Here is a 16860-nt window from a genome sequence, read left to right on the forward strand (position 1 = left end):
CGACAGCGCAGCGCGGGATACCAACACCGGCCGCATCAGCTACTCCATCGCCTGGGGCAACGACGCTGTAAATAAAATCTGGGGCATGCGCAAAAAAGCCGTAGGTTTACTCGGCAACGTAGAAGGCGAAATCCGCCCGGTTCCCTTTGTCGAAGACACTGCGGTTCCGCCAGAAAATCTTGCCGATTTTATTTTTGAATTCCGCGCGGTGCTCGACGAGCACAAGTTGACTTACGGTATGTTTGGCCATGTCGACGCAGGCGTATTGCATGTGCGTCCTGCCCTGGATATGAAAGATCCGGCGCAGGAAAAAATGGTGCGTATCATCACTGATCGCGTTGTTGCACTAACACAAAAATATAACGGCCTCTTGTGGGGTGAACACGGCAAAGGAGTTCGCTCCGAATACGCGCCCGCCTTTTTTGGCGAGCTGTATCCGCAGATCCAACGCATCAAAGCAGCCTTTGATCCGCGCAACCAATTAAACCCAGGAAAAATTGCAACGCCCGCTGCCGATATCAAATTATTAAAAATCGATGAAGTGGCTACGCGTGGCCAGCAAGATCGAAAAATTCCTGTGCAAGTTTGGGAAGGTTATAGCGAAGGCATGCACTGCAATGGCAACGGTCTCTGCTACAACTGGAATCCCAACGATGCTATGTGCCCCAGTTGGAAAGGCACACGCGAGCGTAAACACTCGCCCAAAGGCCGTGCATCATTAATGCGCGAATGGCTCAAACAAATGAGCGAACGCGGTGTTAGTGCGATTGACGAAAGCAAAAAATTAAAACGTGCGAGTTTCTTGTTCAATTTACCTGGCCGCGTCATCAACACCCTGGGCAAACGCAACGGCGAATATGATTTCTCCCATGAAGTGCATGAATCCATGGTTGGTTGCCTCGCGTGTAAATCCTGCGTGGGACAATGCCCCATTAAAGTAGATGTGCCTGAATTCCGCGCGAAATTTTTAGAACTGTATTACAGCCGCTATCTGCGTCCACTCAAGGATTATTTTATCGGCGGCTTGGAATTTATGATTCCAACACTCGCTAAAATGCCGTGGGCCTACAACCTGATGATGAAGCCGCAGTTTATGCAGAAGTTTATGGCGCGCTTTATCGGCATGGTTGATAGCCCACTGCTCACCGGCATAAGTCTGCACAAAGCGGCTGAAAAACTCGGCGTCAATTATGCGACGCTGGAAAATATTGCGCAGCTAACACCCGCCGAAAAAACCAAGGCTGTGATTTTGGTGCAAGATGCCTTCACCAGTTATTTCGAAACACCGCTGGTAATCGACACCCTCAAACTGCTGCAAAAACTCGGCTTTGTACCAATGCTCGCGCCTTTCAAACCCAATGGCAAACCGCTGCAGGTTCACGGCTTTCTCAAAGCCTTTGCCAAAGCAGCTGATACCAACGCAACCCAGCTGAATGGCCTTGCCTCATCCGGCATTCCGTTAATGGGTATTGAACCGGCAATGACACTGGCCTATCGCGCAGAATACAAAAAAGTGCTGGGCGATAACGCACCAAAAGTGCAATTAATCCAGGAGTGGCTCGCGCAACAGAGCGAGCAACTTGCGGGCAAGACACGCGAGTTCAAAGCAGCGGAATTTTCACTGCTCGCGCATTGCACCGAAAAAACTAACGCAGTGAGTTCGGTCAAAGATTGGCAAACTGTTTTTGCTAAACTCGGCCAACAACTAAAAGTGATCGAAACCGGCTGCTGCGGTATGGCCGGAACCTACGGCCATGAGAGCAGCAATGTAGAAACCTCTAAAAAAATCTACTCGCTCTCCTGGTCACAAGTTGTTAACAATCCAACTAATGCAGGCAAGTTAACGGCCACCGGCTATTCCTGCCGCAGCCAGACCAAACGGATCGACAATGTAAAACTGCCGCATCCGGTACAAATTTTATTGCAACAATTGATTTAACAAACCCACTACCCTCACTGACTGACGAGCCACGACTATGAAACTTTTACGCAAATTGTTTGGTGCCAAACCTAAAGTTGAACCCACCAAAGTAGTACCCATTCCGGTCGCCGAAATAAAGCCGCCAAAACCGGTTATTACGCTGGATATCGTTGAACAAACCAGCGACGAGGGCGAGCTGTTAAAACTCGCCAGCGATGGTGCGACCAGCCAATTGCGCCAAGCTGCTGCGGAAAAGATTCACAGCCGTGAAATTCTGGAACAACTTGCTAAAGCAGTGAAAACCAAAGACAAAAACGTATTCAAAATTGTCAAAACGAAGTTGGATTTGTTCAAGGCAGAAGATGCAAAACTGGCAGAGCTGGAAGCCAGTGCCTTGCGTATTTGCGAAAAATTGGAGCGCCACTCCCACTTTGAAGCAGATTCGCTCTTGAAAGCAAAAGTGACAGTGTTAGAAAACGAATGGGATGCGTTGGGGCAAGTATCCACCGCCGCTCAATCTCATTTCCAAACCGCCCTCGCCGCCTGCGAAGCGAAAATTGCTGCACGCGCCCAAGCCATCGCCGATGAAGAAGAAAAACTCTCGCTTGACCAACAGGCATTGCAGTTGGCTGAAGAAGCCTATGCAAGCCTCAAACAACTCGCTGGCGAGGTGTACCGCGCAAGCCATGTCGATGAACTGGTTAATGCAAACTACGAATTAAAAATTCAGGAGCTAGCAAATGCAGTGCGTTTGGCAACTAATCGCCAGTTGCCGCTGGATAAGCTCACCAAAGAATTCGAACACCGTAAACAACAAACCTTGAATTTAATCGACCAAATCAAAACCTCCGGCACCGTCAAACAATTAGCAGAAAAACTTGATCAAGTTGAAGATTCAGATACGGTTAAAAACGCGCAGCAAAAATTGCAGCAACTTATTAAGTCCGCAAAGGAATTCGGCGAGGAACTGCCGGAAACCCTAAGTGAAGCAAAAGCAAAGCTGGATCCCATCTGGGCCCGGCACCACCAGACCGAGCAGGCCGCTAAAAATGCCCTGCGCGATTTCAGTGAACTCGCACGCAAAGGCCTGTGGGCGGCAGAGCAAGGTTTTGTGCGCAAAGCCCGCGCCATCCAAAAAGAATTGCACGAAAAGCGCGCGCAATTGAGCGAAATCCCTAAAGGTATACAAGCCAAACTCGATGATTTTGAAGCACAGCTAGCGAAGCTTGGCGATTGGCACGAGTTTGCAGTGACTCCAAAAAAAGAAGCATTGATTACCCAGATGCAAGCACTCGCGACCAGTAGCATCAACCCTGAAAACCTCGCCACCAAAATCCACGAGTTGCAAGACAGCTGGAAAGAAGTGAGCAAAGGCGTGCAACAACAAGACGATGAACTCTGGCAACAATTCCAACAAGCTTCCGCTGTGGCCTACGCCCCTTGTAAAGAATTTTTTGAAGCGCAGGCAGCAGAGCGCGAAAACAACCTTAACAAGCGCCGCGAATTAGTCAGTCAATTGCAACAATATCTGCAAGGTTACGATTTTGCTAACGCCGTATGGAAAGATGTTGAGCAAACCTTAAAAACCGCGCGTGCCGAATGGCAAACCTACTGGCCAGTACCGCGCAAAGCGGGCAATGAATTGCAAAAAGAATTTGAAAATCTGATGGAGCAACTGTTTGGCAAAATCACCAGCGAGTACGAAAACAACAAAACCACCAAGCAGAGCTTGATCGACGAAGGACAAACTCTGGCCAGTGCGGTTGATACGCGTGCGGCCACTGAAACCATAAAACAATTGCAAGCGCAGTGGAAAACGATTGGCAAAAGCTGGCATAAAGAAGATCAGCAGCTCTGGCAGGAATTCCGCAAACATTGCGATGCGGTATTTGCGCTGCGTAACCAGGCATTCGAAGCGGCAAAAGAACAGCGTCAAGCGATTACCGTACAAGCCGAACAATTGATCGAACAACTTAATCAATTCGCCGCGCAATCACTTGAACAACTCAACGCGGCAAAGGCAGAAATCGAATCCTTAAAAACAGAATTTTTCGCATTGGACTTACCCAAAGAAGCGAGCAAGGCATTGCAGAATAAATTCAATGCCAGCATTGCCGCTATAGCCACCAAACGCGACAGCGCACGCAGCCAGGCAGAAGAGCAGAGCTGGACAGATTTGTTTAATGCACTCAATGCGTTGCGCGAATACGAATTGGCAGTCATCGCGCAAACAGCCAGTGAAACCCTGGTGACTCAAAAAAACAATCTGGAAACACTTATCGCCAATACACCGCGCTGGCCTACCGGCACATTTAGCTTGGTGCAACAGCGTTTGGCTAAAGCAGATGCTATTACCAGTGCCAATCAAGCTGCCAACACAGAGCTGTTGCACACACTGACGATTCGCGCCGAAATTTTGGCGGGGAAAGAAAGTCCGGCAGAAGACAAACAAGCGCGCATGGCCTATCAAGTCAAACAAATGCAGCAGGCTTTTGGGCAACGCGACAGCAGCTTTGAACCTCTGGTATTGGAGTGGGTTGCACTGGGCGGAGTCGCAACACCAACCTACGCATCATTACTAGCACGCTTTAATAGCAGCAGGGCGCAAGACGTAAAAAACTAAGACGACATCGAAGATAACTATTATCCCAAGCGAGCCGGGTACTACCCTGCTCGCTTTTTTATTGCCAACTGAAATATTCCACATAACTAGCTGACAATAAAAAAGCAGCCGCTGCTATCCAGGGGCTGCTATAAAGGAGAGGTCAAACAACTATACAAAGGAGGACTTTACAAAGAACTACTCTGAATAACAGTTCGATGCAAAGGGGTTCCCAACAACAACGATAAGCTTAAAAAAACTGGCGGAAAAAATCCGCCAGAAGAAGGTCAAACACAACCCCTGTCCACTACCCTGTCGATAGTGCAGTGAACATTGATTGAATCCTACCCCTTGCATACTAGTCGGTCAAGCTTTTTGTCAAAATGACTTTATGATACCCACCTCCCGTTCCATTAATGGATTATTTTTCACCAATAAGTAATTTTGTCCGACAATTGGCACAAGAATCCTTTTGCCGGGCACAGGAGGCACGCGTAAACTGATATGGCATAGCGGCGCGTAACAAGGCACAATCCATCTTTACGCCCGCACTTGCCGATCACAGTGGGGTGATTTTTCCAGAGGAGATAGAGAGTGGCGAAACAGTCTTTAATTAGTATGCGCCCGGAAACCAGGGGACTCTCATATGACCTCCCGGCGGCCAGCCTGATATTTGGTTTTATTCTCGATGACATTATCAGTATGGAACTCTTGCCCGGCCAAATGATTTCAGAAACAGCACTGGCACAGCAATTTGGCGTCAGCCGCACACCGGTGCGCGAGGCGCTGATTCAATTATCCAATATTGGTTTTGTTGAAGTTCTGCCCCAGCGCGGGACTTATGTCTCCAAATTCAGTATGGAGAAAATCCTGGAAGCACGTTTTATCCGCGAAGCATTGGAAGTTGCGGTAGTATCCCAACTCGCCACTAACTCAAATGAAGCTATTCGTCTGGAGGCTGTCGAGGCCTGTGAAAAAATTATTGCTGACCAAAAAGCAGCAGCAGCTGAGGATGATGCACTCACCTTTCAAAATCTTGACGACCACTTTCACCAAACCCTCGCCAGTTTTACCCAATACCCACGCGTTGCTTCATTCATTGAAGCAGAAAAAGCCCATATGGATCGCGTACGCAACCTGAGCTTGCATGTCAGTGGCCAATACAAGCGTGTACTTAACCAACACGCTGCGATTATCAAGGCAATTAAAGCGGGCTCTGCGGATAAATCAGCAGCAGCAATGAGTGTGCATCTAAAAGATGTTTACAATATTCTGGAAGTGATCCCGCACGAACATCCGGAATATTTTATTTAGCTAACCCCCTCATTGATAACAGAACCGAGCCGTCTTACCCAGGCGACTCTGTTCAGTAAATCTCCTAAGCAATTGAATTTAAAGACGCATTTTTCAAAACACTGGCTATACTCCAAAGCATGCTGCCGACAACCATTACGCAAACATGCCTTACAACCAATTCCCAACACCACATCTACTGGAGCTGACTCGTGCTCCGGCCTGAACGCAGTTACTTCCGCACGAACATGCCAAGGAAAGTAAAAGTGTGCTTACGCACCGCTCTTTTGCGAAAATCTGTGTTAATAGTATTTCTGTTTTCATTCTTTGTATCGGCTGATATAGATCCGCATAAAATGCAACAAGTTATGCAGACACGCTACGGTAACGATGGCCTTGTGTTACTGGAATCATGGAGGCGCATGTTGACTAGCGCCAACAATGCAACTCCTGAAACAAAACTCATCGAGGTAAATCAATTTTTTAATCGTAATGTTCGTTACACAGAGGACATTATGCTGTGGAAAAAAAGCGATTACTGGGCTACTCCACTGGAAGTAATGGGTACACGCGCCGGTGACTGTGAAGACTACACCATCGCAAAATATCTCAGCTTGTTGCAGTTAGGCGTTGCCAATGAGCAGTTACGCCTGATCTACGTTAAAGCACAAATTGGTGGCCCACAGAGTAAAATATTCCAAGCCCATATGGTGCTGGGATACTACCCTACACCCGATGCGATCCCACTGATTCTAGACAGCTTGCTCAATACCATTGAACCCGCCAATAAACGCCCGGATTTACGCCCGGTTTTTAGTTTCAACAGCGAAGGTCTATGGGTAGGTAACCAATCAACAACTGCTGATCCCACAGCACGCTTATCGCGCTGGCGCGATCTACTAGCTCGTGTCAATGAGGAAGGATTTTGAGGATGGATTCTAAAGTGCTCCGCCAAACATATTATCTAACAACACCAAAACGATAAATGCGAAAGGCCATAACAATGTCATTAATTAAACAATTATGGATTGGAATTATTGTGCTCTTGCTACTGGTGCTCGGTGGCAACTTTGTGATTAGCACTATTACTGCCAAAACCTACTTGCAGGAGCAGCTGCGTTTAAAAAATATTGATAATGCCAACTCCTTGGCGCTGTCGATATCACAAATGCCGGACAAAGATCCTGTTACCTTGGAGCTATTGATCACCGCACAATTTGATGCCGGTCATTACGAATATATTATTTTTCAAGATGCCGATGAGAAACCCATAGTTGCGCGCAATTTTGATGATACCAATCCGGAAAAGAATGCTGTGCCGAAATGGTTCGCCGAGCGCGTAAAATTCAACGTAGCCCCTGGCATTGCACAAGTACAAGACGGTTGGCAGCAAGCGGGGACGCTAGTGGTAAAAAGCCATTCGCGCTATGCACTGGAAGCCCTCTGGCAAAACACTCGCGATTTATTAGACTGGTTTATCTGCGCAACATTGCTGAGTGGTTTAGTTGGCAGTTTTATTTTGAAATATATATCGCGCCCACTGGACTTAGTGGTAAATCAAGCGGAAGCCATCGGTGAGCGCCGCTTTATTATATCGGAAGAACCCAAAACCAAAGAGTTCCAACGCTTGGTGCGCGCGATGAATACGCTTTCACAAGGCGTTAAACAAATGCTTGATAAAGAAGCGCGTCAGCTTGAGCTGCTGCGCCGTGAATCGCAAACCGACTCACTCACAGGGCTTGCCAACCGCACGCATTTTTTAAATTTACTGGACACCCAGCTCACGCGTGAAGATGCTCAGGAACGCGGCATTATTGTGTTAGCGCGCGCAATGAACTTGAATGAACTTAACAATCAATTAGGTCACCAACAAGTCGACCAGTTATTACGCGCGATTGCCGGTGTATTCAGTGATATTCAGGATAAATATGCCAACAGTCATGCTGGCCGCTTGAACGGCAGTGATTTTACCTTGCTGATTCCCACTGACACCCCCATCGATATTCTCAGTGCCGATGTATCGCAGAAATTGAATTTCCAATTGATTGCTGGCGGTTTCGATAAAATTGCCCTGCCGTTGGCACTGTGCAGTTTTAGTAGCAGTGACAAACGCAATGAGCTGTTGCACAAACTGGATGGTGCATTAGCACAAGCGGAATTAAAAGGTAACCGCGCCGTTATCGCACTTGCCAATGATCAATTGGATTATGTACAGCACAATTTAACGGAATGGCGCAACGCTATTACAGAGTCGTTAAGCACGCAGGGCATTGTGTTGGCACAATTCCCTGTGCGCAATACGAATGGGGATTTACTCCACAACGAGACTGCAGTGCGCCTGGCGTTGGATGGTGAACTCAAACCAGCTGGTTATTTTATGCCTTGGGCAGTGCGCTTGGGGTTGATGCCGGATGTCGATCTCGCGGTGCTGAAATTAGCGCTGACACAACTTGGCCACGCACCTGGCCCACTGGCGATTAATATCTCCGCGGCGGCACTGTGTAGCGCTAATTTTCGCGAACAAGTTCTGGCGCTCTTACTGAATGAACCGCACCAGGCGAAACGCTTATGGCTCGAGTTTCCTGAAATTTGTATGCTGCGCCATCTGGAAGAATTGCGTGCATTTTCAACACGGCTGCGCAGTTTGGGCTGCCGGATTGGTTTGGAACATGTCGGGTTGGAGTTCACCCAATTTGGCAATTTACAGTCGATGGGATTGGGTTATTTAAAAATAGACAGCGCAATTATTCGCGATATTCATAACAACCTCAGCAGCCAGACCTTTGTGCAAAGCCTTTGCACGCTGGGGCACTCACTGGGAATTGTGATGATTGCGGAAGGTGTGCACAGTGATGCGGAACAACAAACACTGATGAAAATTGGTGTGGATGGTCTTACTGGCCCAAACATCACCTAAACCCGGGAAAAAAAACGGCGCAGTTTAAGCTGCACCGTTTTTTTACAGTAATATCATGTAGCATGCAAACCACTCGCAACAATCTGCACACGAATTACAAATGCAAATTGTCGCCGTCATCCAACAAATAAATCCCTTGGCGTTTACCGCGCAATTCACGCCGGTTAAGCAACTTATGCTGCGCTGCATCGGGCAAATCGGTAAAGCGAATTACACCCTGTTCTACCAACAAATTCACCACATCTTCCAATACCCGCGCCATGGTTTGGTCGGTCTGCTCCAGCGCCAACTGCTCGGCAGTTTTTTCCTGTTGGATAAATGCCAACAATTCCTGCGCATCATCAGCAACGGCTTCGACAAAATCACTCCCGGCAATTTTACTGATAGCAATTAACTCGCCTGCCTCATTGCGTTTGATGTACATATTCCCCTCTCCCAAAAAATTGACACGCCCAGAAAAAATCCCGCACCTGAAGTACACAGCTAGTGCGGGAATTTTACTTTTAACAGCAACAATACATTAATCAGTAATTAATTTATTGTTGTTGAGCAACTGCGTAATAATTTGTTGGTCTGTTGTGGCGCCGCTGTAAAGGCTTTGCAAATTCACCCCCGTCAGGGTAATTTTTTGTGTCTCTGCCGAGCCAGTATAACTTGCACCTACGCTATGGGAATCACCGCTAAATCCACCGGTGTGGCTAACATGGATAATCGTATTAGCACCGGAAATTTCAAAGTGCAGGTAATCAGCCAGATTGCCAGCACCGTTACTTGCCCCAACATGCTCACCTTGGAGCAAATCGCGCAGATCGAGTACATCGCCACCATTGGTGTTACCGCCCGCCGCGGTGGTTACAAAATTGTTGATGGTGTCTTCTGCCGGAGTACCTGCCGCACCTTGGTCGCCCAAGCCCCAGACGAATACATCCACAAAATTATCAGCAAAACCACTCATGGTATCGTTGCCAGCGCCACCACTAATACGGTCAGTGCCAACGCCGCTATTAATGGTGTCATTACCATTCCCACCAAAAATGACGTCATTGCCTGAACCAGAGGTAATAGTGTCATTGCCATCGCCACCATAAACCACGTTATTGCCGTTAGCTGCACTGATCGTATTATTCCCACTACCACCTTGAATGTATTCATTAGCGGAATTACCGGTGTAATTGCCACTTTCAGTCGTTGTAATGTCTACCGTGGTGTAGTCCGCTCTTAAGGCCACAGTAGTGGAAGTGGACGCCGTAAACCCACCGGTGGCTTCAGTAGCGGTGACTTGTACCGTTAAGCTAGTGTTCGTTGTGGTATAGCTGCCAGGGAGATTCAACGTCAGATTAGGCAAATCGGCGGTGGTAAATTGCCACACCCCGCCACCCAAATTGGTTCCATTGTTAAAGCTGAGGCCTGTTGGAACACCACTGATTTTTATCGACAAGGTTTCAGAGCCGTCGGTATCAACCAATGAGGTCATAATTGGGAACTTCACACTAGTGCCGCCAGTGCCATGTGCCAAGGCCAGCACAGATTTCAATACCGCAACCGAAGGTGCTGAAGCAGCCCCGACATTAACCGTTACCGAACCGTTGCTGCTGTTGCCCAAAGGATCCCGGACCGTGTAAGTAAAGCTGGCAGGACCTTCGTAGTTGGCTGTCGGAGTAAAGACTACATTATTACCAGACACCGCCACCGTACCATTAACAGCGCCTTGTACACTGACAAAGCTAATAACCTCACCCTCTGGATCGCTGTCATTGGCCAACAATGTAGCAATAGGAATACTCACGCTGCCATTAGTAGCGGCTATCGCTGAATCGGCCACAGTGGTAGGAGCATCATTCACTGGTGCCACCACCAGATTGACTGTTGCCGTATCGGTGCCACCTTTACCGTCACTAATGGTGTAGGTGAAGCTCGCGGGACCACTGTAATTCGCTGCTGGTGTAAACACTACACTGCCCGCCACCAGGCTGACGGTGCCATTTATCGCCCCCTGTACACTTTGGATAACCAGGGTATCGCCGTCCGCATCGGTATCATTGCCCAGCAAAGAGCTGGCGGGGATGGCAAGTGCAGTATCTTCAACCGCTGAGAAAATGACATTTTTATACGTGGGGATAGACGAGAGGAGGTCATAACTTGTCCCGGCATCATCACTCAATTCGAGTTTAAGACGCGCTGAAATCCCCTGATCCCAATAGATAATTTCAACAGTATGCAAACCACTAGTAGTTAGCGTAAATAGATTGTGGATGGTTGTTTTGACTGTCTGATTCTGGTTAACCTCTGCCACCACTACTCCATCGACCCGGATTTGGTAGCCGTCATCAGCGGTGACTTTGAAATTGTAGGTGCCGGCACCCAGCTCAACAAAACCACGCATACGGATAATCGCATCAGTTGTGGTGGCGGGGTCAGCACTCAGGCTGGCTGCATCACTGCCCAGAAATGACTGCAGGTTAGTACCATTACCCAGACCGTTATTGAATGCGGTATTTCCATAATCGAACGTTTTGGCCACAAAAGTCGCATCAGGCGTACGACCATTGATGAACGTATTGATCTGTTGAAGATTGGTGAGATTTGAACCGTTAGCTGGATCGTTGTAACCAAAGTATTCTGACACCAACCCAATATTGCCTGAGCCTGTAGATGCTGCCGCATCGTCATTTGCATCAGGCGCGGTATTGGGTTTCACCACGGTGATATCCACGCTGGCAGTAGAGCTTCCACCTTTGCCATCAATGACAGTATAGGTAAACGATGCAGGACCGGAATAGCCAGTTGTAGGGACAAACACCACATTGCCGGCGACGAGAGCGACGTTGCCGTTTACCGCACCTTGCACTGAGTCGATCGTCAGGATGTCGCCATCAGGATCTGTATCATTACCCAGCAATTCGGAAGGGGTAAAGGTCAAGCCATTATTGCGCGGGGTTGTGCCGGTGTCCGCCACTGCCGTTGGACCATCGTTAGTACCAGTGACAGTAATCACCACTGAGCTGGTGGTGCCGTCGATACTCTTGACGGTGAATGTCTCGGTTTTGGTCTCGCCTTCTTTGAGCTGTTGGACGTTGGTTTTGCTGTTATCGATGTTATAAGTCCAGTCACCGGTGCTGGTAATGGAGAAACTGCCGTAGGTTCCAGCAGTGTTGGATTGCACCTCAAAGCCTTCTTCGCCCGCATCCGGATCTGTGATGGAGAGGGTTCCTGCCGCAGTGGATTGAGCCGGCGTATCTTCTTTCACAGTACCTGCGCCGCTGCCTACCACGGCGGCATCTGCGACAGCATTCACGCTAATGTTCACAGTAGCCGGGGTCGAATCATCCAGACCTTTGTCGTCGCGCGCAGCATAGTCGAACTGGCTGGAGCCATTCCAGTTAGCATCGGGTTTGAAGTAGACAGGCCCACTCACCAGATCATCAACCGCAATCAGGGTGGTCATAGCGGCGTCGCTATAAAGCAGACCATTCGCTGGCAGAGATTTAATGACATAGCCCGCGACCGAACCATCGCTATCACTGCCAGCAAGGTTGATAGTAATCAATGTGTCCTCATCGCCAGAGACATTGAGCGCGTTGGTTTCGGGCGCTTGATTAGGCGCGGCCACTACGTTGATATTGACCCTGCCAGAGTCAACTCCACCTTTATCGTCCGTCACTATGTAGGTAAAACTGGCAACGCCTGTGAAACCCGGTGTCGGCGTAAACACCAGGTTTCCACCAACGACCTGGAGGGAGCCGTTGGATTCAGAGGTCACGGTGGTAACACGCAAACTATCGTTGTCCACATCTGTGTCATTGGCGACCAGAATCGACAAGGGCAGAGGCAGCGACAGCGTGGTATTCGCGGTAATCGTAAATGTGTCGTCTACCGCCACAGGTGCGTCATTCACCGGGGTGAGCGTGATATTCAGGTCTGCGTTCGCACCAGTGTCGGTGGTGTAGGTCACCGTCGGTACAGCACCATTAAAGTTGTTATCAATCGGCTCAAAGGTATAGTCGCCATTTGCGAGCAAAGTGAATTGGCCCACTCCCGGCAAGGTCACACTGTCATTGGCATTGTAAGTAGTGCCATTGATCACGAAGGTGGCAACCTTCGGGGTGGTATCCGGATCAACATCATTGGTCAACACATTACCGGTGGCGTTATTGCCCTCAGCAACAGTTTTTGCGTCATCAATCGCCTGTGTTGGATCATCAACCGCCACCACATTGATAAACACGGTGCCTTTATCCACTCCACCATTGTCGTCGGTGATACGGTAATCAAAGCTCGCTGTGCCGCTAAACTCAGTGGTCGGCGTGAATACCAGATTTCCTGAAACAACGCTCAATGTACCATTGACGGCATTCTCCAGGATGACCACCCTTACTGAATCGCCATCCGGATCAGAGTCATTGGTGACCAGACCCGAAGCCGGTAGAGGCATACTCCAAGCCTCGTCTTCATTGATGGTATAAAAATCGTCCACAGCAACGGGAGCATCATTCACTGGCGTAACGGTGATATCCAAAGTGCTGGAAGAACCAGTGTTGGTTGTGTAGGTCACTTGGGGGACCGCGCCATTCCAATCGGCCACTGGATCAAAGACGTAGGAACCGTCGGTATTCACCAACAGACTTCCTACACCGGCGATAAGCGCCGTCTGGCCAGCGGTGAAACCGCCTAATCCGGCGACCTGGAAGCTTGCGACGGTGAGGGTGTCATCTGCGTCAGTGTCGTTGGTGAGCACATTACCGGTGACATCGTTATCTTCAGGGCCGGAATTGAGGTCTTGCACAAGCACGCTGGGGGCATTGGCTTTGACCACTACATTGACCGTCGCGCTGGCGATCTCACCCGATGGGTCTTCGACGGTATAGGTAAAGCTGTCATTACCCGAAAAACCGGCGTTCGGGGTGTAGATCGGATTTCCGGTAACCGCGTCTATAACAACCGAGCCATTGGCGCCCTGACTCACAGAGACCACCGTTAGACTGCCGCCTTCGGGATCTGAGTCGTTAGCACGGACAGCCACTGTGACCGAGCTACCTTCGTCAACATTGGCTGTGTCGTTTACCGCGATAGGGGCATCATTCACCGGGGTAATCGCGATTTGTACCGTAACAATGTTGCCATTGCTGGTGCCATCGTTAGCGCGGTAGGTAAAGCTGTCGCTAGTGGTTTCACTACCGTTGTGGGTGTAGCTAAAGGTACCGTTCGCGTTCAGCGTCAGTGTGCCGTGCGCGGGTCCAGAAACCAGAATCGCCGACAGCGGGCTGTTTTCAGCATCCGAATCGTTAGCCAACACACTGGTGGCACCCGACTCAAGCAGCGTCGCAGTACCGCCTTCATTAACAGCGATGCTGTCCGCAACGGTAATTGGCGCATCGTTGACTGGTGTGACATTGATATTGACGGTGACCGTATTTCCGTCTTCGGTTCCATCGTTAACCTTGTAGGTAAAGCTATCGGTAGTCGTTTCAGAGCCGTTGTGCAGATAACTGAAAGTACCATTGGCATTCAACGTGAGAGTTCCGTTGGCCGGACCACTGACCAGGATTGCGGTGAGAGGATCCAGATCGGCATCTGTGTCGTTGGCCAATACGCTGGTTGCCCCGCCCACCAGGGTAGTGGCAACCCCACCCTCCGCCACATTAATGCTATCGGCATTGGCAACAGGCACATCGTTAACCGGGTTCACGCCAATGTTCACCGTACTGGTCGTGGAGCCACCATTGCCGTCACTGATGGTAACCACAAAGCTATCGCTTCCGTTGTAGCCCGAATTGGGCGTGTAAGTGAAAGTGCCGGTCGCGGGATTCAGCACCACTGTGCCCTGCGCCGGGTTTCCGGTAACGGTGTAGGCCAGCGCATCGCCATCAGGGTCGTTAGCACTGATAGCCCCGTTAATTGGTGCATTTTCATCGGTCGTCAGGTTCAGATCAGTCGCCGTGGGCGCGTCGTTATCCGGGGTGACGACAATCACTACATTACTGGTCGTTGTGCCGCCACTGCCATCACTGATGGTAACTACAAAGCTGTCACTGCCGTTGTAATTGGCATTGGGGGTATAAACAAATGTACCGGTTGCGGGATTCAGCACCACAGTGCCGTTGGCAGGATTACCGGTCACACTGTAAGAAAGGGGATCACTCTCAGGGTCAGTGGCACTGATAGCACCGTTGACAGCGGTATCCTCCGCCGTTGTCAGGTTCAGGTCGCTGGTAACCGGGTTGTCATTGAGCGAGTTAACGCCAATAGTGACTGTGCTGGTCGCCACGCCGCCTTTACCATCGCTAACGCTCACCACAAAGCTGTCGCTGCCGCCGTATCCGGCGTTGGGCGTATAGGTAAATGTACCCGTTGCAGGGTTCAATACCACAGTGCCATTTGCCGGGCTGCCGGTGACTGAGTAAGACAAGGTATCGCCATCGGGATCATTCGCACTAATGGCGCCGTTGACGGGCACGTCCTCATCGGTGGTCAGATTCAGATTACCTGCAGTAGGCACGTCGTTTACCGGTGTTACACCGATATTCACACGGCTGGTGGTAGTACCACCATTGCCATCGCTAATAGTGACAACAAAACTATCGCTGCCGTTGTAGCCCGCATTCGGAGTATAAACAAAACTACCGGTCGCAGAATTCAGGGTGACCGAACCGTTGGCCGGTGAGCCAGAAATAAGGTAGCCCAGTGCGCCACCATCGATATCAGAAGCACTGATTTGGCCATTGATGGGGGTATCTTCCGGCGTACTCAGGTTTTGATTGTTCGATACAGGGGCATCATTTACCGGTGTTACACCGATATTGATGCGGCTGGTAGTAGCTCCCCCTTTGCCATCACTGATAGTGACGATAAAGCTGTCGCTGCCGCTGTAGTTGGCATTCGGTGTGTACACAAAACTGCCGGTGACAGGATTCAGGGAGACACTGCCGTTGGTAGGTTGGCCGGATACCGCATAGCCAAGCGTATCGCCCTCAATATCGCTGGCAACGACTTGGCCAGACAATGACGTATCTTCCGGTGTCGTCAGGTTCTGGTCGCTGGAAACTGGCGCATCGTTGAGCGGCGTTACACCGATGTTGATGAAACTGGTGGTCGTGCCACCATTGCCATCGCTGATGGTGACGACAAAGCTGTCACTGCCGTTGTAGTTACTGCCGGGAGTGTAGACAAAACTGCCCGTCACAGGATCAAGCGCAACTGTGCCATTGGCTGGCTGGCCAGATACCACATAGGCCAGCGTATCGCCTTCGATATCGCTCGCAACCACTTGACCAGGCAAGGGGGTATCTTCTGGCGTAGTCAGATTTTGATCATTGCTTACCGGCGCGTCGTTCACCGGCATTACACCGATATTGATGCGGCTCGTAGTAGTTCCACCATTACCATCGCTGATGGTGACCACAAAGCTGTCACTGCCGTTGTAGTTCACATTCGGGGTATACACAAAACCGCCGGTCGCTGGATTAAGCGTAACTGTGCCGTTAGTTGGCTGGCCGGATACCGCGTAACCCAGTGTATCGCCGTCGATATCAGTCGCCGTAACTTGGCCAGTAATCGGCGTGTCTTCCGGCGTGCTCAGGTTTTGGTCACTGCTAACCGGTGCATCGTTAACCGGGTTGACTCCAATCGTAATGGTACTGGTAGTAGTACCGCCCTTCCCGTCGCTGATGGTGACGACAAAATTATCGCCGCCGTTGTAGTTGGCGTTAGGTGTATAGACAAAACTGCCAGTCACAGGATTGAGCGTCACTGTGCCGTTAGTCGGTGAGCCTGAAACCGTGTAGCCAAGGGTATCGCCATCGATATCGCTGGCAACGACCTGACCGCTAACTGGCACGTCTTCATCGGTCACCAAACTTTGGTCGTTGCTGACCGGTGCGTCATTCACCGGATTAACACCGATAGTAACCAGACTGGTAGTGGTACCGCCATTGCCATCACTCACCGTCACGATAAAACTGTCGCCGCCGTTGTAGTTGGCATTCGGCGTGTACACAAAAGTACCTGTGGCTGGGTCGAGCACCACTGTGCCGTTTGCGGGCTGACCAGATACAACATAGCTGAGAGTGTCATTCTCGATATCCTGCGCAACTACCTGGCCATTGACCGGCACATCCTCATCAGTAGTCA

6 protein-coding genes and 2 pseudogenes are annotated in these 16860 nt (G+C 49.9%); 6 read left to right on the forward strand and 2 right to left on the reverse strand.

Going from position 1 to position 16860, the window contains the following annotated elements; all coding sequences use genetic code 11:
- The 6 genes and pseudogenes from ACWA6V_RS04940 to ACWA6V_RS04965 all read left to right on the forward strand — a co-directional run.
- The coding region (locus ACWA6V_RS04940; protein WP_449521445.1) for an FAD-linked oxidase C-terminal domain-containing protein at nucleotides 1-1939 on the forward strand (1939 nt) is incomplete at its 5' end.
- A gap of 37 nt (nucleotides 1940-1976) precedes the next feature.
- The gene (locus tag ACWA6V_RS04945; protein WP_449521446.1) at nucleotides 1977-4544 is read left to right on the forward strand and encodes a DUF349 domain-containing protein; all 2568 of its coding nucleotides are present in this window, start codon (nucleotides 1977-1979) and stop codon (nucleotides 4542-4544) included.
- A 573-nt stretch (nucleotides 4545-5117) separates the two neighbouring features.
- A complete protein-coding gene (locus ACWA6V_RS04950; protein ID WP_449521447.1) occupies nucleotides 5118-5837 on the forward strand; it encodes a GntR family transcriptional regulator in 720 nt (239 codons plus the stop codon).
- Nucleotides 5838-6184: 347 nt separating this feature from the next.
- On the forward strand, nucleotides 6185-6745 hold the full coding sequence (locus tag ACWA6V_RS04955) for a transglutaminase-like cysteine peptidase (protein ID WP_449521448.1): 561 nt from the start codon (nucleotides 6185-6187) through the stop codon (nucleotides 6743-6745).
- Nucleotides 6746-6819: 74 nt separating this feature from the next.
- Nucleotides 6820-7983 (forward strand): annotated as a pseudogene (locus tag ACWA6V_RS04960) (LapD/MoxY N-terminal periplasmic domain-containing protein); the annotation flags it as partial.
- Between the two features lie 129 nt (nucleotides 7984-8112).
- Nucleotides 8113-8733, forward strand: a pseudogene (locus ACWA6V_RS04965) (EAL domain-containing protein); the annotation flags it as partial.
- 94 nt (nucleotides 8734-8827) lie between these two features.
- Here ACWA6V_RS04965 and ACWA6V_RS04970 read toward each other — a convergent pair.
- Together ACWA6V_RS04970 and ACWA6V_RS04975 are read right to left on the reverse strand one after the other, a co-directional pair.
- Entirely contained in the window at nucleotides 8828-9157 is a 330-nt protein-coding gene (locus tag ACWA6V_RS04970; RefSeq protein WP_310073643.1) for a hypothetical protein, read from the reverse strand.
- Nucleotides 9158-9253: 96 nt separating this feature from the next.
- The coding region (locus ACWA6V_RS04975) for an Ig-like domain-containing protein (protein ID WP_449521449.1) at nucleotides 9254-16860 on the reverse strand (7607 nt) is incomplete at its 5' end.

This window comes from Cellvibrio sp. (assembly GCF_053579595.1).